The organism is Spirosoma areae, assembly GCF_054781775.1.
The window spans coordinates 164,663-181,806 of sequence record NZ_BAAGTT010000052.1 but is presented as its reverse complement, the minus strand read 5'-3'; the positions used below and the strand labels follow the sequence as shown (position 1 = coordinate 181,806).

Here is a 17,144-nt window from a genome sequence, read left to right as displayed (position 1 = left end):
CGCAAACATACGGTTTGTCAGTCAATAGTTTTTGTGATTATGGTTCAGCAATCTCCCGTTCCGGTCGATACCTACGCATCGCTTCGTATTCCTGAATTCCGCTATTTCGTCATGAATAGCTTTCTGATAACGGTCTCGCTGTTGATTCAGGAAGTGATTCTGGGATATGAGCTCTATAAAATCACGCACGACCCATTGATGCTGGGTTTGGTTGGCCTGGCCGAAGCGCTGCCTTTCATTGTGCTTTCGCTGTTTGGTGGTCACTTAGCCGACCGGCGCGATAAGAAAAGCATTTTGCAATGGAGCCTGTCGGTTATCATGCTTAGTTCAGTTATTCTGTACTTGGTCTTCCAGCCATCGGTTGCGGCTGGTTTGTCGCGAACGGCGCAATTGGCCACCATCTACGGGGTACTGATGCTGATTGGCACAGCCAAAGGATTTTATTCGCCCGCCAGTTCGTCGCTGAAGCCGTTTTTAGTGCCCCGCGAATTATACGCAAACTCGGCTACCTGGAGCAGTTCGTTCTGGCAGATCGGCGCCATTGTGGGGCCGGGCGTAGCGGGTTTCCTTTACATCTGGGTTGGATTCGACAACACCCTGCTGGTTGTGGTTGGGCTGCTGGTGATTTGTTTTCTGCTGATTACCCTCATCAAACGCCGACCCGTGCCGGTAACCGATGCGCCCCTGCTGGGCTTCCGGGCGAGCCTGAAAGAAGGGTTTCAATTCGTGTTTAAAACCCAGATTGTTCTGTATGCCATCTCACTTGATTTGTTCTCGGTCCTGTTTGGGGGCGTAGTGGCTATTCTGCCGGTTTTTGCCGAAGATATTCTGAACGTGGGCGCCGAAGGGCTTGGTTTTTTGCGGGCGGCCCCGTCTATCGGGGCCGTGCTGACGATGGCGTTCATGACCAGATACCCCCCCACGCACAATGCCTGGCGCAATATGCTGCTGGCCGTTTTGGGCTTTGGCGCGGCCACGATTGTGTTTGCACTGTCAACAAATTTCTACCTGTCGCTCGTTATGCTTGGCCTGACGGGCGCCTTCGATAGCGTCAGCGTAATTATCCGCCAGACAATCCTGCAGATTTTCCCACCCGACCACATGCGGGGGCGTGTGGCCGCCGTGAATGGCATTTTCGTCAGTTCGTCAAACGAAATTGGCGCGTTCGAGTCGGGGTTGATGGCTCGCCTGCTGGGTACGGTTCCTTCGGTAGCATTGGGTGGCGTTGTTACGCTTGCGGTGGTTGCCTACGTGTATGCTAAATCGAAAGCCCTGTTTGCCGTGCGGTTGAACGGATAAAGACTAATTTATTCCCGGTTAGAAAAATCACAGACTGTCTTTTAGTAGTGTGCCGCAAATCGAATGCCAGCCCGGCCTGATGTATGTGCTTCTCCTGGTGTTTTTAATCTGTTTATACGTCTCTAACTATGAAACAAGCTATTCTCCTTATCACTGCATTTATCAGCGGAGTCAGTCTGCTTGCCCTGACGCCCCCGCCCGCCCGGTTCAAACCGAAGCCGATTAAATTAGTAAAAGCGTGGGAAACCGACACAACCCTCCGAACGCCCGAGTCGGTGCTGTACGATGGGCAGAACACACTCTATGTTGCGAACATCGACGGTAAATCCGATTCGCTCGATGGCAGCGGGTTTATCTCGAAAGTCTCACTCAATGGTAAAATTGACAACCTGCGCTGGACGTCGGGCCTGAACGCACCGAAAGGAATGGGACTTTACAAAGACCGGCTGTACGTAACGGATGTGTATCGCTTAGTATGCATCAACACCACAAACGGACAGGCCGAAAAAACCTGGGATGCGGTTGGAAAAGGCGCTTTTCTGAACGACGTCACGGTGGCTAAAGATGGTACGGTTTACGTTTCCGACAGCCGCGCCGATAAGATTTACCGCCTGAAAGATGACAAATGGGAGGTCTTCATGGAGGGCGAACAGCTCAACAAACCCAATGGGCTGCTGGCCGTTGGGAAAGACAAACTTATGGTCGGCAGTACAAAAATTGGCGCCCTGCGGACGGTCGATCTGGCTACTAAAACCATGACGGTGCTGGCCGATGGCATGGCCGCCACCGATGGCATTGTGCCCGAAGGGAAAGGCAATTATTTTGTTTCGGACTGGAACGGGCAGGTGTTCCACGTCAGCGCCGACGGTACGAAATCGCAACTGTTAGACACCCGCAGCGAGAAGATTAACTCGGCTGATATTGACTACGTTGAAAAGCGAAAACTGCTGGTTGTGCCCACCTTTTTCAAGAATAAACTGGTGGCTTATCGGGTAGAGTAGTAAAAAGAGTGAAGGAACGAGGGGGCAGAACGGGACGAGAGGGAATGCTACAAGCTCCTCTCGTCCCGTTCTGCCCCCTCGTTCCTTCACTCCCGTTTCTTAATACGCGATCTCTTCTTCGTCCAATAACCGCTTCACGTTCAGCACGCAGCCCTCCATAACCGGAATGTCGTTGCTCCAGTCGGTAAAGATCCAGTCCTGATTGGGTATCGCTACAAATACCCGGCGCGACTTGCTGAGGACCCAAAACACCCGTTCGACCCCAAAATCAAACAACCGCTGGGTTTTTTCAGCAACATAATCGTATTCCTGCCCGTCAAAATCGGTTAGGTCGATTTTGACATCGACTTCAATGACAATTTTAGGCGGAGTGTTAAAGTATTTGGTTGTGATTGCAAAAGTTCCTTTTTCGAATATAGCTACATCGCACGACAGGTTGTCTTTAAGGTCAAGATGTACACCCGCTTCGTTTGTAACAGGCAGGTACTTTTTTCGGTCGCGATTAACCATGATAAATGAATGAATCAATGACACTAAAATTGCCTGCAGCGAACTACTCCCCATAATGTTTTCTGGATTCAGGTTTTTCGCCATTACCTCCCGGTACCCCCTATAATACAGAGGCCGACCGTTAAGCACTTCGTAAACCAGTGCCGACGGGATAACTGGAGCGTTTGTCTGCGAAGAATCCTGCGTTGTTACCATCTCAGTTTGACCTTATTTTACAGCAATATAACGCTTTTTCAGGAAAGAAGTCCCGCAATGGCCCGCTGCGCCCGTTCGGCCCCGAAGCCTTCCATTGCCTGATTCATCTGCGCCACAATCAGGTCGTTGCCGAGGTTGCCAAGGCTGCCTTCGTGGGTATGATGCAACGCTCGGGGCGGAGAATAGGTGTGTTCGGCAATTTCCTTCCCCACCCGCTGGTAGGCTTCCCGGAACGGCACGCCCTGTACTACCAACTCGTTGACCCGCTCCACGCTAAACAGCAGGTCGTATTTGGGGTCGTCCAACAGGCTTGGTTTTACCTGAATATGCTCCAGCATGAAATCGGTGATATCAAGGCAATCCAGAATTTCGTCGAAGGCAGGCATCAGGATTTCTTTCAGCAACTGCATATCGCGGTGATACCCGGAGGGCAGGTTGCTCATCACCAGGGTTATTTCCATGGGCAACGCTTTCAGGCGATTGGTTTTGGCCCGCAGCAACTCGGCCACGTCCGGGTTTTTCTTATGCGGCATAATGCTTGAGCCGGTTGTGAGCGCATCGGGCAGGGTTAGAAAGCCGAAGTTCTGGCTGTTATACAAACAAATATCCATCGCCATCCGCGAGATCGTAGCGGCAAGGGCAGCTACTGCCGTGAGTGCGGTTTGTTCGGTTTTTCCCCGGCTCATCTGCGCGTACACGACATTGACGTGCATTCCCTCAAAACCCAGCAACTCGGTCGTGAGCGTGCGGTTGAGTGGGAATGAGGACCCATAGCCCGCACCCGACCCAAGCGGGTTGCGGTTGGCAAGCCGGTAGGCGGTTTGGAGCATCAGCATATCGTCGGCAAGGGCTTCAGCGTAGGCGCCAAACCACAGCCCAAACGACGAGGGCATGGCAATTTGCAGGTGCGTGTAGCCGGGCAGCAGATCGGCTTTGTGCTGCTCCGAACGCCGGATGAGCCGGTCGAATACCCGCCGGACACTCTCGGCCACGCGCCAGAGCCGGTCGCGGGTGAAGAGTTTCAGGTCAACCAGCACCTGGTCATTTCGCGACCGCCCCGAGTGAATTTTCTTCCCGACAGTACCCAACGCCCTGGTCAGCAACAGCTCGACCTGCGAGTGAACATCCTCGATACCCTCCTCAATCAAAAACTCCCCATGCTGAATCTGATGATAAATGGCTTTTAATTCAGCATTCATCATGCCTAATTCATCACTGCCCAACAGACCAATGGTCTCGAGCATGTGGGCGTGGGCGAGGTTGCCCAGCACATCGAAGGGGGCCAGGTAAAGGTCCATTTCCCGGTCGCGCCCGACGGTGAAGCGGTCAATTTTGTCGGCGGTTATAACGCCTTCTTTTTGCCAGAGTTTCAAATTCTTAATGAGTGAATGAGTGAATGAGTGAATAGCTGACGCGAACAATATTCACTCATTCGCGCATTCACTTATTCACTCATTGATAGTGGCAAAGGTCGTAAAGAGATTCAATACGGCAACGTTCTGCTTCGCCGGGCGGTGATGAGCGCGATGGGAAGGCCAATGAAAAATAAATGCCAGAGAATGTTTAATACAGAAGCCGTCGTGAGCGCAAAAGGTCTGCCGCCGATGGCCGAGAGTGGAACGACCACGAAATTCATGGTTAGCCAGATGAACGCACCAAATAGCAAGCCACTGATGCTGGGTTGTGTACGGAGAAACCGGATTTGGGTGGCCGCAACATAATAGATAGCCGCAAAAATAAGAGCGATCAAAAAGTGGAAGAACAAGCCCAATGCAGCCATTGGCCAGTTCCCCCCGAACGCTGACGGCCCTACTGCGCCACTGGCAATGAACTGAAACAGCCGCTGCACCGATAACGTACCCGCGAGGACACAATAAATCAGAATGGCGCCGAGGGCATCCAGCAAACCGGCTGTAAAACCCGCTGAGGCAATGGTGGCCAAAGGCCCGGCTCGCCGGGCGGTAGGCTTGACTGAGGGTGCCTGGTCTGTTGGTTTCATCGCAGATGTTTTTGGTTTCGGAAGAACGAAGCTACGTATTATTCGGTGACGAAAATAGAGCGTTGACAACCCCGGTATCTCGGTGCCCCGGACCGTCGATGATAACCCATACGAACCATTGGAGCGGTACTCACTGATTCACAACCACTGCTTTCTTACCTTCGTTCAACCGCTTTCCCACCCACCAGAACCCGCCAGCAGCCACTAAACTAATCGCCGAAACGGTCAGCCAGTGGGCCAGAAAGCCGAAATGGGCGACCATCTGCGAGCCGAAGGCTGGCGCGGCTGTTTGTGCCAGCGCCCCGCCCATCGAGTACAGGGCTAAGTACTGTCCCCGCATGGCCGGGTTAGACCGCCCGACGGTAAACGACTGAATAAATGGAATCGCCAGCATTTCACTGAGTGTACCCAACAGGATAAATAGCAGTGCGAGACTTAACCCGGAGAAGATGGAGACATTAATCAGCGCCAGGGCGAGGTATGAAATGGCGGTCAGGGTAACGCCCGTCATAATCAAGTTAATCTTCGACCGTTTTTGCTGTTCAAGTCTGTATACCAGCGCCATCTCGACAAGCACAATCAGGAGACCATTCAGCGCCATCAGCAGGCCAATGAGCCGTTCACTCAGGTGCAGCACCTGCTTGAAAAACAACGGTACAATCGAAAACAACTGCATGAATACCATCAAGTAAAGCGCCGAACAAATGACAAAAGCAATAAATAATCCATCCTGATACGGCGACTGTGTACTGCCTGGTTCATCCGGCGCTGCGTGCATAGCTGACTGACTCGATTTAACGGTGGCCTCGTTGACTGGCACGGGTAAACAAAGCCAGAGCACCCCGCCTGCTGCCAGACAGGTCAGACCATCGGCCCAGAAAAGCAAACCGTAGTCGATGCTGGCTAACCAGCCGCCGAGACCCGCGCCAACGGCCCAGCCGAGGTTAATGGCTAATCGGTTGAGCGAGAACGCACGGGTGCGCGTATCGGGATTGGAGTAGTGGGCAATGGCGGCCTGATTGGCAGGCCGGAACGAGTCGCTGAGCAGCGTAAAGACAAACACGCTGCCGCAGAGCGCGTAAAAATCCGTAACCAACTGGAGCAGAATTAAAAACACGCCCCCCAGCAGCAGACCGACTAACTGAATGTAATAGAACCCAAACCGGTCGGTCAGCCGTCCGCCAATGAACGTACCGACGAAAGCCCCCAAGCCATATACCGCCATGACGATACCGGCGTTGGTGACCGAGTAATGCAGGTGCTGGATGAGGTAGAGCGTCAGGAAAGGCAGCACCATCGTGCCGCAGCGGTTGATGAGCATCACGCCCGCCAGCAGCCATACCGATGGCGATAAGCCCTGATAGGCGTTCTGATACAGGCGGATAGTAGACTGGAACATGGCGCGAAAGTTACGACTTCCGGCGGGCATCGGCATCCTCGCCGGGAGCGACGAATATTTTCCGGTCGGTAATCAGCGGACGGTGTTCGTCCAGAAAAGCTTTGAAGAGCCGGATTTCTTCCAGTTGCCTGTCGATGGGGTGCGTCAGGGCGTAACTCTCCACATACACGTCGGCGGGGCCGCCCGGCTTAAATTCCGTAATCACGTACTCCATCAGTTTAATGCCTTTTCGCTTCAGCGCATGCAGATACAGGTTCTGGTGGTTGTGCAGGTAGCGACCGGGCTGATAGGAAGCCGTTGTTTTTAAATCCACCGCCTTGAACTTGCCAATCAGATCGACGTACCCGTAGAATAGCACATCGTCAATTTGCCACTGGCAATAAACCTGCGTATCGACAATGGGGCGGGGGAGGAGCTTACGAACTTTTTTGATAACCTCCGGGTCGAAACGGGCTTCATCGGTCCCTTTCACAATGGCGTCTTCAAAGGAAATGCCCCGTTCCTGAGCCGCCGTTGTGGGGGTGGGCACGCGGTTAATGGCGTCGATGAGTTCCTGTGCCGATAGGTTTCCCCCGCTCATGTAACGGGAAAACACGTTGAGCAGAGAGGGGTAAAAGCGGTAGTTTATTAACATAATGGAGAACGCCCAATGAATAATGAATAATTAATAATGGAGAATGGTGGGTCTGGCTTGTTGGCATTATTCATTATTAATTTCTCACCACGAGCAGTACACCCGCTACAATCAGGCTAACACCGAGCAGCCGCCAGCCATTGGCCGGATGAAGGGCAAAACCCAGGAATCCATAATGGTCCAGCACGAGTGCGGCTATCAACTGCCCGGCCACGCTAAGGCTTATCAAATTTGCCGTGCCAATTTTGGGCACGCTGACGATGACCGTTGTCACATACACCGCCCCAATCAGGCCACCTGTCCATTTCCACCAGCTCACCTGTCGGATGGTTTCGAAGGTAGGGGCAGCGCTGCCCGACACCAGCAGAAACAGCACCAGCGATAGAAATCCCGATCCAAACGAAATGGCAGCCGCCAGAACCGGATTGGTCATGGCCTGGCGAAGATTGGCATTAACACCCGCCTGAACCGTGATCGCCAAACCCGTTAGAAAGGCCAGCAAAAGATAGACGTAATTCATACCGGCAAAGGTAGAGAACAACCGAATCAATGTTTTGTCATAAAGTAGGCATTTTGTAGATTGCCCATTAATCCTAACCTTACCTAACTAAGTTTGACTCTATGTTAATCATTACGCAGTATCCCCTGGCTGTGGCAGTCTGTTTTTTAGCCATGCTTTGCTGGGGTTCATGGGCTAATACGCAGAAATTAGCGACACAATCTGTGCCTACAACTATCTATTATCGCGATTATACCTATGGTATTCTGTTGTTGAGCCTGCTGCTTGCCTTCACAATGGGTAGCTTTGGCGAAGAGGGCCGGTCGTTTCTGACGGATATTAAACAGGCCGATACGCAGAGCGTTGTATATGCATTGATTGGCGGTTTTGTGTTCAACATTGCCAATATTCTGATCGTGGTCGGCATTGAACTGGCGGGACTGTCAGTAGCAATGCCGGTGGGCATCGGGCTGGCCCTGATTCTGGGCGTCATCGTTAATTACATCTTTTCGCCGGTGGGAAATATCGGGTTGCTGGCAGGCGGGGTTTTTGCCATTTTTCTGGCCGTTGTTCTGAGCGCATTAGCCTACCGGGCCAAAGCAAGTACCGGCCAGGCGGTTAGCACAACGGGCCTTGTGATGTCGCTGGCAGGCGGATTTCTGATGAGTTTCTTTTTCTTCTTCGTCGTAAAAGCGATGGCCAGCGATTTCGCCCGGCCCGCGTCGGGTCTGCTAACGCCCTACACAGCGCTGGTGCTTTTTGCGGTGGGGGTGGTTGTCAGTACGCCCTTGTTTTTGCCGGTGTTGCGCCGGTACGCCAGTAAACCCGCCGATGGCGAAATTGACTACAGCGACGTTAGTCGGCGCAATCACCAGATTGGGATGCTGGGCGGCATGGTCTGGTGCCTGGGCATGGCATCGAGTCTGCTGGCATCGGGGGCGGCCGGCTATGCCATTAGCTATGGGCTGGGACAGGGTGCAACCATCGTGGCCGTTTTGTGGGGCGTATTTATCTGGCATGAATTCCGGGGGGCGCCTGTTACCTCAAACCGTTACCTGATGCTGATGGGCGTGTGCTATGTGCTTGGCTTAGTGTTGATTATTTCTGCCAAGTAGAGCCGTACTGGTATGAAATCAATCCTTCTCCTGTCCGGCTTGCTTTCGCTGATTGTTTCTGGTTCTGTTTCTGTTGATCAGGACGCACCCCGGCCCAATATCCTGTTCATCCTGGCCGATGACTGGAGTTATCCCTACGCGAGCATCTACGGCGACCAAACCATCCGAACACCAAACCTGGACCGGCTGGCGCAGCACGGTACCGTTTTTACCAATGCGTTTTGTGCATCGCCGTCCTGCACACCCTCGCGGGCAGCCATGCTCACGGGCCGTTACCCGCACAACCTGAGTGAAGGCGTTAGCCTGTGCGGCAAACTCGACTACCGTGTTCCGACGTATGTGCAACTGCTGCGAAAAGAAGGATATGCCGTAGCATTCGACCGGAAAGGATGGGCGCCCGGCGATTTCCGTAAAATGGGCTATAGCGAAAATCCAGCGGGTCAGTCGGCTGAATTTTCGCCGTTTATCGATCAGCTGCCAAACGGAAAACCGTTCTTCTTCTGGTTTGGAACCAACGATCCTCACCGGCCTTTTGATCTGGGCGACGGAAAGAAAGCAGGCATTGATCCACAAAAAATCAGGTTGCCCCGGTTTCTGCCCGATGTGCCGGAAATCAGGGGCGACGTAGCCGACTACCTCTCGGAGGTGGAACGGCTGGACCGCGAAATTGGTCAGCTACTGACGAAACTGGAAACCACCGGCCACCTCGAAAATACAATTATCGTTGTCACGTCCGATAACGGAATGCCGTTCCCCCATGCCAAAGCGAACCTGTACGACTACGGAACGCGCGTTCCGCTGCTGATCAGTCGGTTTTCGGCCAAAACTAAGCTGCCCAAACGCCATGATTCCTTCGTGAATCTGATTGATTTAATGCCTACGTTTCTGGACTGGTCGGGTGTTACGCAGCGTCCCGAACTCGATGGCCTGAGTTTAGTGCCCGTGCTGCGTGGTCAGAAAGCCGTTCATCGGTCGGAGGTATTTCTGGAGCGCGAACGACATTGCCTGTGCCGACCCGAATTCGACTATGGCGCGGGCTACCCAATGCGGGCCATCCGGACGAAAGACTACCTGTATATCCGAAATTTTCGACCCAATCGAATGCCCGCCGGCGACGAAACGATCCCGAACACACCGTCCGTTTTTGGCGATGTTGACGGTGGGCCAACTAAAGTATACATGATGGATCACCGGACTGATGCCGCCGTGAAACCGTTGTTTGCCCTGGGTTTCGGGAAGCGGCCCGCCGACGAATTGTATGTGCTGAAAGATGACCCCTATAACCTTGTCAATCGGGCAAATGAAGCCGGTTACGCCAAAATTAAAGCCAGTCTGCGCCAGCGATTAACCAACTGGATGCAGCAGGAAAACGATCCGCGCCAAGGGGGTGGTGGCGATCAGATTGATAAGTACCAGGCCACCACGCGGGCCTGGATAACCAAAACGGGAATTATTTTATTGGACGAGTGAGCGGAGTAGGTTGGACGTGGCCGTCCAACCTGCATAATCTTTATTTATCGACTAACAACAGAAACATTTCGGCCGCGTGCCAGGTGTGCGGGAACGCTAATTTCTGCTTCACCAACGATTTGTCCAGCACAGTCAGGCCGGGGTAGTGGGCGTCGCTGGCTTGTTGCTCCCAACTGAGCGGGTAGTCGAGGTTGCCCACAATGCCGCGTGTTTCGGGAACGCCCGCCCGGCTATAAAAATGATCTTCGGCCCAGACTAAATACGGGTAATTCGTGCTGGAGCCATCGTCGAACTTCTTCCCGTCGACATGCTCCTTTTTATAGTCCCACCAGAACAGCGACGAATAGCTGTCATATTGGTTGGGAATCGTGTAGGGGTCGGGCAATTTAAGCGATTTCAGGCCGTATTTAAGCCATTTGGTCTGGAAAACGGGATGATCGGCATAATCCGTTTTCCCGACGATGCTCCTTCGCCCCTCTCCTGTTTTAGGGGCCGCAACGGAGGTTGAGGGGTTGGGGCGGTCCGGCGGGTCGGTGAGGTATTCAAACTGCTTTACCGAATCCAGCGCCATCTGCACCGCAGGGTGGCTCTTATCGGCCACTAATGATACCAGAAACAACACCTCACCGGGGTTATCGGCTTCGGCAATGCCGTGATTGTTGCGGTCGAAGGGATCGCGGATGGCCATAATCCAGTCGCGAATCAGGTGCAGATTATCGGTTTCACGCATGACCATCGCCATCAGGGTGGCATCGCGAAACCAGGGTTTCTGATAGACCAAAAAGTTGGGTACTGGTCGCCCGTTGATGACATTGATGAGGATTTCCTGATGCAATACCCGCAAAACGGGGCCGTAGGGGTGGCTGGCAAATCGGGGCAGCGCCAACGGACTGCGGGTTCCGGGAATAAGCTTCGGGCGGTTGGGCGGTTGCAGCAGCCACACCCCCGTTTCATCTTCGCGAATCTGAACGGTTTGCCCATCGGATAAGACCAGATGAACCAGATACTCGGCCGGTATGATAAGCTCTTCCTTTACTTTCCACTGCTCCTCAATGTTGCCCGTTAGCGCATTCAGCAGTCGCCCGTTGCGGTAGATGAGCTTTAGCCGGTTGCCCATACCGAACAGAAAAAACTTCAGGTCGGGTAGCTCGCGGTGGTTGGGGTGCTCCTGCCGAAGCCGTGTCAGGTTTAAGCGGTAGGTTTGCAGGGCGCCCGCCGGATCGGGATGAACAGCCGGTGGAACGGGCTTCTGGGCCAAGCCCGGCAGCGAGAAAAGCAACAGGAACAAAAGCCGGTGAAGCATCATAGGCTGACAAGGTAAGCCAAAAGTTCGGGTTATTTCGCTGTCCGCACGAACTCATAGTACCTCGCTGCGAGTTGGCATGGACGCCTGAGCACCCATGCGCGTGACCGAAATGGAAGCCGCCTGACAGGCAAAAGCAACGGCCTCCGGCAGGGCCTGACCTTCGGCCAGCGCAACGGCTAAGGCGCCATTGAAGCAGTCACCGGCAGCCGTGCTGTCAACGGCTTTAACCGCTGGCGTCGCAATCACCTGACCCTGCGTTCCCATCAGCAGGTAGGCTCCTTTTGGCCCCAGCGTGATAACCACATTCGAGACGCCCATATCGTGCAGTCTGGTTGCCGCCTGTTGAGCCGTGGGCAGGTCCATGACGCGGATGCCCGTGAGCAGCTCGGCTTCGGTTTCGTTGGGCGTAATCAGGAACAGGTGCGGAAATAAGTCGGTGGGGAGCGATTGCGCCGGCGCCGGGTTCAGAATAACCCGCAGGCCCTGCTGTGCTGCCTGCCGTACAACCTGTTCGACCGTTTGTAGGGGAATTTCGAGCTGGAGCAACACCAGCGTGTTGGCTGCTGCCAGTTGCAGGGCCGCCTTGGTTTCGGAGGGCTGAAGGTTGGCATTGGCGCCGGGCGCTACCGTAATGCAGTTCTCTCCGTTAGCATCCACGTTAATAAGCGCCACGCCCGACGGGTGGTCGGCATCGGTTTGTACATACGTCGTGTCGATACCCGCCTGCCGAAACCCGTCAATCGCCTGCTGGCCAAAAATGTCGCTGCCAACTTTTGCTACAAACGTCACCTGCCCGCCAAGTCGGGCGGCAGCCACGGCCTGATTGGCGCCTTTGCCGCCCGCATTCATCAGAAAGGTGCCGCCAAGAACGGTTTCGCCGGGCGCAGGCAATTTATCGGCCTTTACAACCATATCCGTGTTCGAACTGCCAATTACCAGAATCTGCTCAGACATTGCGTATAAGGAATTTAAATAGGGTTGCCAACTAAATACATTTACCAGGATTCATTTACTGTACGCTGTACTTTCGCCATAAAGCGGGAAACTAATTGATCAACTGGGTTTTGCCTGTATCGATTCGGTTATCCAGGGTAGGGATGGTGAAGTGGCTGAGAGCGATGCCCTTTCGTTTGGCCCGGCGCACCTGGGGCATTGACAGAACCATATCGGCCTGCTTCACCATGGCCACTACGCCCGCATAGCCAACCCCACGATGAACAATTTCGCCCGAAGGGATTAGGTATAATGCCGTTGGATAGCTTGCCACGGCGTATTGTTTGGCCAGCCTAAACCCCTCACCTGCTTCGGCGTCTACCTGATAGTTGATAAAATGGTCGTTGAATTTTGCCCCTACCGTTTCGTTTGGGAAGGCTTCCCGTGCCATTCGTCGGCAGGGAGGGCACCAGGTTGTGTAGAAGTCGACAAAAACAGGCTTATTCTGCCGCTTAGCCTCGGCTAACACATCCGGCCACGAACCGCTGAAAAAACGAATACCGGTTGGTTCCTGGGCATAAACGTTTAGAACGAACAAACAAGCAACGGGAAGCAGCAGCGTTGGGCATTTCATGAACCAAATATAGAAGGTTAACCCATCATACCCCAGGGCCTGGTACGTTCCGATGCTCAAACGGCTCTACGGACAGACCAGATACGTTGCCGAAGCGTCTTTTTTCCAGGTGGCTTTTACCTTCGACAGGTCGGCTACGCAAATCGTCTTGATTTGATTCGTGTCGCAGGCCAGACTGTGCACAAACAGGTTGTTTCTCAGGTCCAGCGTTGTGAGGTTATTCCGTGAACAAACCAAATTAGCCAGCCGTGTATTCTGGCTGACATCCAAATGGGTTAAGCGATTTGCGGAGCAAACGAATTCGGCCAAAGCCGTATTCCGGCTGACGTTCAGGCTATCTAACCTGTTCTGATGGCAATCTAAACCGGTTAGCGCTGCGTTCCGGCTGATGGTCAGCTTGGTCAGGTAATTATACGAACAAACCAGGGTGGTTAAGGCTGGGTTCGCGTTCATGTCCAGCGTCGTCAGCTTGTTATCATGGCAATACAAATAAGTAAGGGCTGCGTTCCGGCTGACATCAAGTGTTGTCAGGTTGTTATCATAACACATCAATCGAACCAGAGTCGTGTTTTGGCTGACGTTCAACTTGGTTAACTTATTTTTCGTGCAATCCAGCGTCATCAGCTTCTCAAACGCTTCGATGCCCTGCAAGCTGTTGATGCCTTGCCCGTAAAGAGTCAGGTCAGTTACGTTCCGGGCATTCGCCAGCAGTAATTTTCCGTCCTGTATGTCATCAATCTTCTGGTTGATGAGCGCTTTCTCAAAATTTACGTCTGGTATTTGCACGTAAAGATCGGCTCCGTTGAGCACAGGGTCATTGTTTTTTGTACAGGCTACAACCAGCAGGCTTAGCAGCATAGCCATCGGGCGCAGGATAATTCGGGTATTCATAATCAGGTGACGTGTAGTATCTGTCTCTGAATCAACAGGGTAAGGACTTGGACGGGAAGACGGGCGAAAAGTTGCTGTAAGGGTACAGTACTACGGGTTTTGTATAGATACGGCCCGGTAATCATCCACCGAAGTCGGGCTAGCTGGCTCTTTATTACCTGATAAATAAATAGCACAAGAGGAATCGTCTAAAAAAACAGTTCATTTTACGAGTATACTCGTAAAAATGAAGTTACGGCAAGAGTATGCGGATGTTCAGCAAGCGGAGTTGAAACCACCCAACAGCAGGAAATCGACTGGCTCGAAGAAGACGCCGGGCAGCAACGGGCGTTTGAATTCAACCGGGTCGCCGGAGCGATGGAATCCGCGAGCACGAGCCAGATTCCCGGCCTCATTTATGCAGGCGTATCCCACCACCGAAACGGCCGTTATCTCGCCGGAGAATTATATGGATTGGCTGGTGTGAGTCTATATGCCGCAACCCCAGTCCCGATGAACTAATCTCCCGCCGGGCTTGTCTTTTTTGTGTATGGCAAAAAAAGAAATTCCACACGTTGCTCCCGCTGATGCGAAGGAGCAGGTAAGCTGGCGCGAACGCTTTGCGGCCCTCGGCAACCTGCCCGCGTTTTTCAAATTAGTGTGGGAAGTGTCGCCGGGTTTGTTTCTGGGCAATGCGGCTCTGCGGCTCGTTCGGGCGGCTATTCCGGCCGCTACGCTTTATATCGGTAAACTTATTATCGACCAGGTCGTTGCGCTCTCTAAACAACCTAATGCCGATGATCTTAACTCCCTCTGGTGGCTCGTCGGGGCGGAGTTTGGGCTGGCCATTCTCTCCACGGCGCTGGGCCGGGCGGTCTCGCTGATGGATAGTTTGCTCGGCGATTTGTTTGCCAATCAGACCTCCATTCGGCTGATGGAACACGCGGCTACGCTCGATCTGGAACAGTTTGAAGACGCCACATTCTACGACAAACTCGAACGCGCCCGCCGTCAAACTACGGGCCGGACAGTGCTGCTTTCCGGCGTGTTTGGGCAGGTGCAGGAGTTGGTTTCAGTGGCGTTTCTGGCGGCTGGTCTGGCCGTGTACAACCCCTGGCTGTTGCTGCTGATTCTGGTGGCCGTGACGCCCTCGTTCATTGGCGATAATTACTTCAATCAGCGGTCGTATTCGCTCTCGCGCTCCTGGACACCCGAACGGCGCGAACTCGACTACCTGCGCTACATTGGCGCCAGCGACGAAACGGCTAAAGAAGTCAAAATTTTTGGCTTGTCGGGCTTTTTGATTGACCGGTTTCGGTCTTTATCGTGGGAGTATTTTCTGAAAAACCGGGCGTTGGCCATTAGCCGCGCGGGCTGGGGAATAGTGCTGACGGCCCTCGGTACGGCGGGCTACTACGGTGCTTACGTCTGGATTGTGATGCGGGCCGTTAACGGACAAATCTCACTCGGCGACCTGACGTTTCTGGCGGGGTCGTTCCGGCAGGTGCGCGGGTCGCTGGAGGGTATTTTGCTTCAGTTCAGTAGTCTGACACAGGAGGCCATCTATTTGCAGGATTTGTTCGATTATTTTGCCATCAAACCCCTCATTCATTCGCCCAAAACAGTGCGTCCGTTTCCGAAGCCAATCCGCGAGGGTTTTAGGTTTGAGAACGTTGGATTCAAATACACAAATTCCGAACGCTGGGCGTTGCGAAATCTCTCGTTCACGCTCGAAGCGGGCGAAAAACTGGCCCTCGTTGGCGAGAACGGCGCGGGGAAAACTACCCTCGTTAAACTCCTGGCCCGGCTCTACGACCCCGCTGAGGGCCGCATTCTGCTCGATGGCTTCGACCTGCGCGAGTATGACCTCATGGAACTCCGGCGTAACATCGGGGTCATTTTTCAGGATTATACCCGTTTCAAAATGTCGGCGGGGGTGAACATTGCCGTTGGCGATATTGACGAACGAACCAACCAGGCACGCATCGAAACGTCGGCGCAGCGAAGCCTGGCCGATACGGTGATTGCCAAACTTGCCGGGGGCTATGACCAGCAATTGGGCCGTTCGTTTGGCAAAGGCGTTGAACTGTCGGGGGGCGAGTGGCAGAAGGTTGCACTGGGCCGGGCCTACATGCGCGATGCCCAACTCATCATCCTCGACGAACCCACTGCCGCCCTCGATGCCCGCGCCGAATATGACGTGTTTCAGCGATTTGGCAAATTAACCGAAGGCAAATCGTCGGTGATTATTTCGCACAGGTTCAGCACCGTTCGCATGGCCGACCGGATTCTGGTGCTGGAAAATGGTACGCTGCTCGAAATCGGCAGTCATTATGAATTGCTGGAGAAAGATGGTCGTTATGCCGAGTTGTTCGGGTTGCAGGCGCGGGGGTATCAGTAGATTTTATCAACAGGCATAGCTGAATCGGTAGATAACCCGGTCGTTGGGGTCGGTAACGCCCCGGTAGGTGTGGTCCAGAGTCACTGTACTGATACGTCCCTGATTGTCGAACGTATACGTATAGTCGGTGCTGATGGTGTAGGTGTCGATAACGCTCTGATTATATTTAGAACGTTCCAATACCGTACCCTCTTCATGCTTTATTAAATACTTGCTGTTATACCCATACCTACCCGCCCAGTTCGACATATAAAACTGAAACAAATTACCGGCGAACGGGCTAACCTTGTTCGTATATGAGCAGGTTATAGTTGTGTGTGTATCATTCAGATCGCTTACGTAATAGTCGTCGGCCTTTATAACATTTTGGGCGGCATCAAACTCAAAATAAACAAACCAGTCGATATTTTCCGAACAGTCGTATCCTGTTGTATTGAAGAACTCACCGACGAAAAATGAAAATACCCGTTTATCGGTCAGACTTAGTTCATAGTTCTCCCGGCAACCCGTACCCGCTAACTGAATCCTAAAGCGATCCCGTGGTCCGTTTGGTATGGGAGAATCATACGAAACGTCGAAAAGGGCGTTAGGGAGCGGAAAGCCCTTGCTGTCATAGTAAATGGCAACGCCATCTAACCTGCTAACCCGACCGCTGGCATCAAATTCATACACGCCTTCATCGTCGGTGCCCCATTTATCCGTTTTGGTGATCGCTATTTTTTTGCATATCGCACTACCCGCAGGGGCAGGTTCATTGCTGGGGCTATTTCCCGGACAACCCATAACCAGCAGACTTAGCCCGCACAATACCGTTGCCGAAACAAGACGATGACGGGTGAACGATAGTTTCATGACGATTCAATTCAGAAGAGGTGATCC

17 protein-coding genes are annotated in these 17,144 nt (G+C 53.2%); 6 read left to right on the top strand and 11 right to left on the bottom strand.

All coding sequences use genetic code 11. The features are described from left to right. The first annotated feature begins 39 nt into the window (after positions 1 to 39). Positions 40 to 1,299 carry an MFS transporter gene (locus ACYVI1_RS29675; protein ID WP_460915111.1) on the top strand — a complete coding sequence of 420 codons (1,260 nt, stop codon included), beginning with the start codon at positions 40 to 42 and terminating at the stop codon, positions 1,297 to 1,299. Between the two features lie 128 nt (positions 1,300 to 1,427). Continuing rightward, positions 1,428 to 2,300: an SMP-30/gluconolactonase/LRE family protein gene (locus ACYVI1_RS29670; protein ID WP_460915110.1), complete on the top strand. Its 873-nt coding sequence runs from the start codon at positions 1,428 to 1,430 to the stop codon at positions 2,298 to 2,300. 99 nt (positions 2,301 to 2,399) lie between these two features. On the opposite strand, the gene ACYVI1_RS29665 is transcribed toward ACYVI1_RS29670, so the two are convergent. From ACYVI1_RS29665 to ACYVI1_RS29640, 6 genes are all read right to left on the bottom strand, one after another. Beyond that, positions 2,400 to 3,005: a Uma2 family endonuclease gene (locus ACYVI1_RS29665; protein ID WP_460915109.1), complete on the bottom strand. Its 606-nt coding sequence runs from the start codon at positions 3,003 to 3,005 to the stop codon at positions 2,400 to 2,402. Between the two features lie 38 nt (positions 3,006 to 3,043). Further along, a complete protein-coding gene (argH, locus tag ACYVI1_RS29660) occupies positions 3,044 to 4,378 on the bottom strand; it encodes an argininosuccinate lyase (RefSeq protein ID WP_460915108.1) in 1,335 nt (444 codons plus the stop codon). A gap of 110 nt (positions 4,379 to 4,488) precedes the next feature. Next, a complete protein-coding gene (locus ACYVI1_RS29655) occupies positions 4,489 to 5,004 on the bottom strand; it encodes a hypothetical protein (RefSeq protein WP_460915107.1) in 516 nt (171 codons plus the stop codon). Positions 5,005 to 5,134: 130 nt separating this feature from the next. Then, complete coding sequence (locus ACYVI1_RS29650; RefSeq protein ID WP_460915105.1) at positions 5,135 to 6,403, bottom strand: MDR family MFS transporter; 1,269 nt, start codon at positions 6,401 to 6,403, stop codon at positions 5,135 to 5,137. Between the two features lie 10 nt (positions 6,404 to 6,413). Continuing rightward, a complete protein-coding gene (locus ACYVI1_RS29645) occupies positions 6,414 to 7,037 on the bottom strand; it encodes a hypothetical protein (protein WP_460915103.1) in 624 nt (207 codons plus the stop codon). A gap of 76 nt (positions 7,038 to 7,113) precedes the next feature. Further along, on the bottom strand, positions 7,114 to 7,557 hold the full coding sequence (locus ACYVI1_RS29640) for a DMT family transporter (protein ID WP_460915102.1): 444 nt from the start codon (positions 7,555 to 7,557) through the stop codon (positions 7,114 to 7,116). A gap of 101 nt (positions 7,558 to 7,658) precedes the next feature. Here ACYVI1_RS29640 and ACYVI1_RS29635 point away from each other — a divergent pair, with 101 nt between their 5' ends. Together ACYVI1_RS29635 and ACYVI1_RS29630 are read left to right on the top strand one after the other, a co-directional pair. Beyond that, positions 7,659 to 8,651, top strand: coding sequence for a GRP family sugar transporter (locus tag ACYVI1_RS29635; protein ID WP_460915101.1), 993 nt, complete (start codon positions 7,659 to 7,661; stop codon positions 8,649 to 8,651). Between the two features lie 12 nt (positions 8,652 to 8,663). Then, entirely contained in the window at positions 8,664 to 10,121 is a 1,458-nt protein-coding gene (locus tag ACYVI1_RS29630) for a sulfatase family protein (protein ID WP_460915100.1), read from the top strand. Positions 10,122 to 10,161: 40 nt separating this feature from the next. Here the strand turns inward: ACYVI1_RS29630 and ACYVI1_RS29625 are convergent, their stop codons facing one another. The 4 genes from ACYVI1_RS29625 to ACYVI1_RS29610 form a co-directional block, all read right to left on the bottom strand. After that, positions 10,162 to 11,427: a hypothetical protein gene (locus ACYVI1_RS29625; RefSeq protein WP_460915099.1), complete on the bottom strand. Its 1,266-nt coding sequence runs from the start codon at positions 11,425 to 11,427 to the stop codon at positions 10,162 to 10,164. Between the two features lie 51 nt (positions 11,428 to 11,478). After that, entirely contained in the window at positions 11,479 to 12,381 is a 903-nt protein-coding gene (rbsK, locus tag ACYVI1_RS29620) for a ribokinase (protein WP_460915097.1), read from the bottom strand. Positions 12,382 to 12,472: 91 nt separating this feature from the next. After that, the gene (locus tag ACYVI1_RS29615; RefSeq protein ID WP_460915096.1) at positions 12,473 to 12,994 is read right to left on the bottom strand and encodes a thioredoxin family protein; all 522 of its coding nucleotides are present in this window, start codon (positions 12,992 to 12,994) and stop codon (positions 12,473 to 12,475) included. Between the two features lie 66 nt (positions 12,995 to 13,060). Continuing rightward, positions 13,061 to 13,885 (bottom strand): leucine-rich repeat domain-containing protein, encoded by an 825-nt coding sequence (locus ACYVI1_RS29610; RefSeq protein ID WP_460915094.1) that lies wholly within the window; start codon positions 13,883 to 13,885, stop codon positions 13,061 to 13,063. 226 nt (positions 13,886 to 14,111) lie between these two features. Between ACYVI1_RS29610 and ACYVI1_RS29605 the strand changes: the two genes are divergently transcribed. Both ACYVI1_RS29605 and ACYVI1_RS29600 read left to right on the top strand, forming a co-directional pair. Then, the gene (locus ACYVI1_RS29605; protein WP_460915093.1) at positions 14,112 to 14,351 is read left to right on the top strand and encodes a hypothetical protein; all 240 of its coding nucleotides are present in this window, start codon (positions 14,112 to 14,114) and stop codon (positions 14,349 to 14,351) included. 63 nt (positions 14,352 to 14,414) lie between these two features. After that, the gene (locus tag ACYVI1_RS29600) at positions 14,415 to 16,265 is read left to right on the top strand and encodes an ABC transporter ATP-binding protein (RefSeq protein ID WP_460915091.1); all 1,851 of its coding nucleotides are present in this window, start codon (positions 14,415 to 14,417) and stop codon (positions 16,263 to 16,265) included. 6 nt (positions 16,266 to 16,271) lie between these two features. Here the strand turns inward: ACYVI1_RS29600 and ACYVI1_RS29595 are convergent, their stop codons facing one another. Further along, the gene (locus tag ACYVI1_RS29595) at positions 16,272 to 17,117 is read right to left on the bottom strand and encodes a hypothetical protein (RefSeq protein ID WP_460915089.1); all 846 of its coding nucleotides are present in this window, start codon (positions 17,115 to 17,117) and stop codon (positions 16,272 to 16,274) included. Positions 17,118 to 17,144 lie beyond the last annotated feature (27 nt).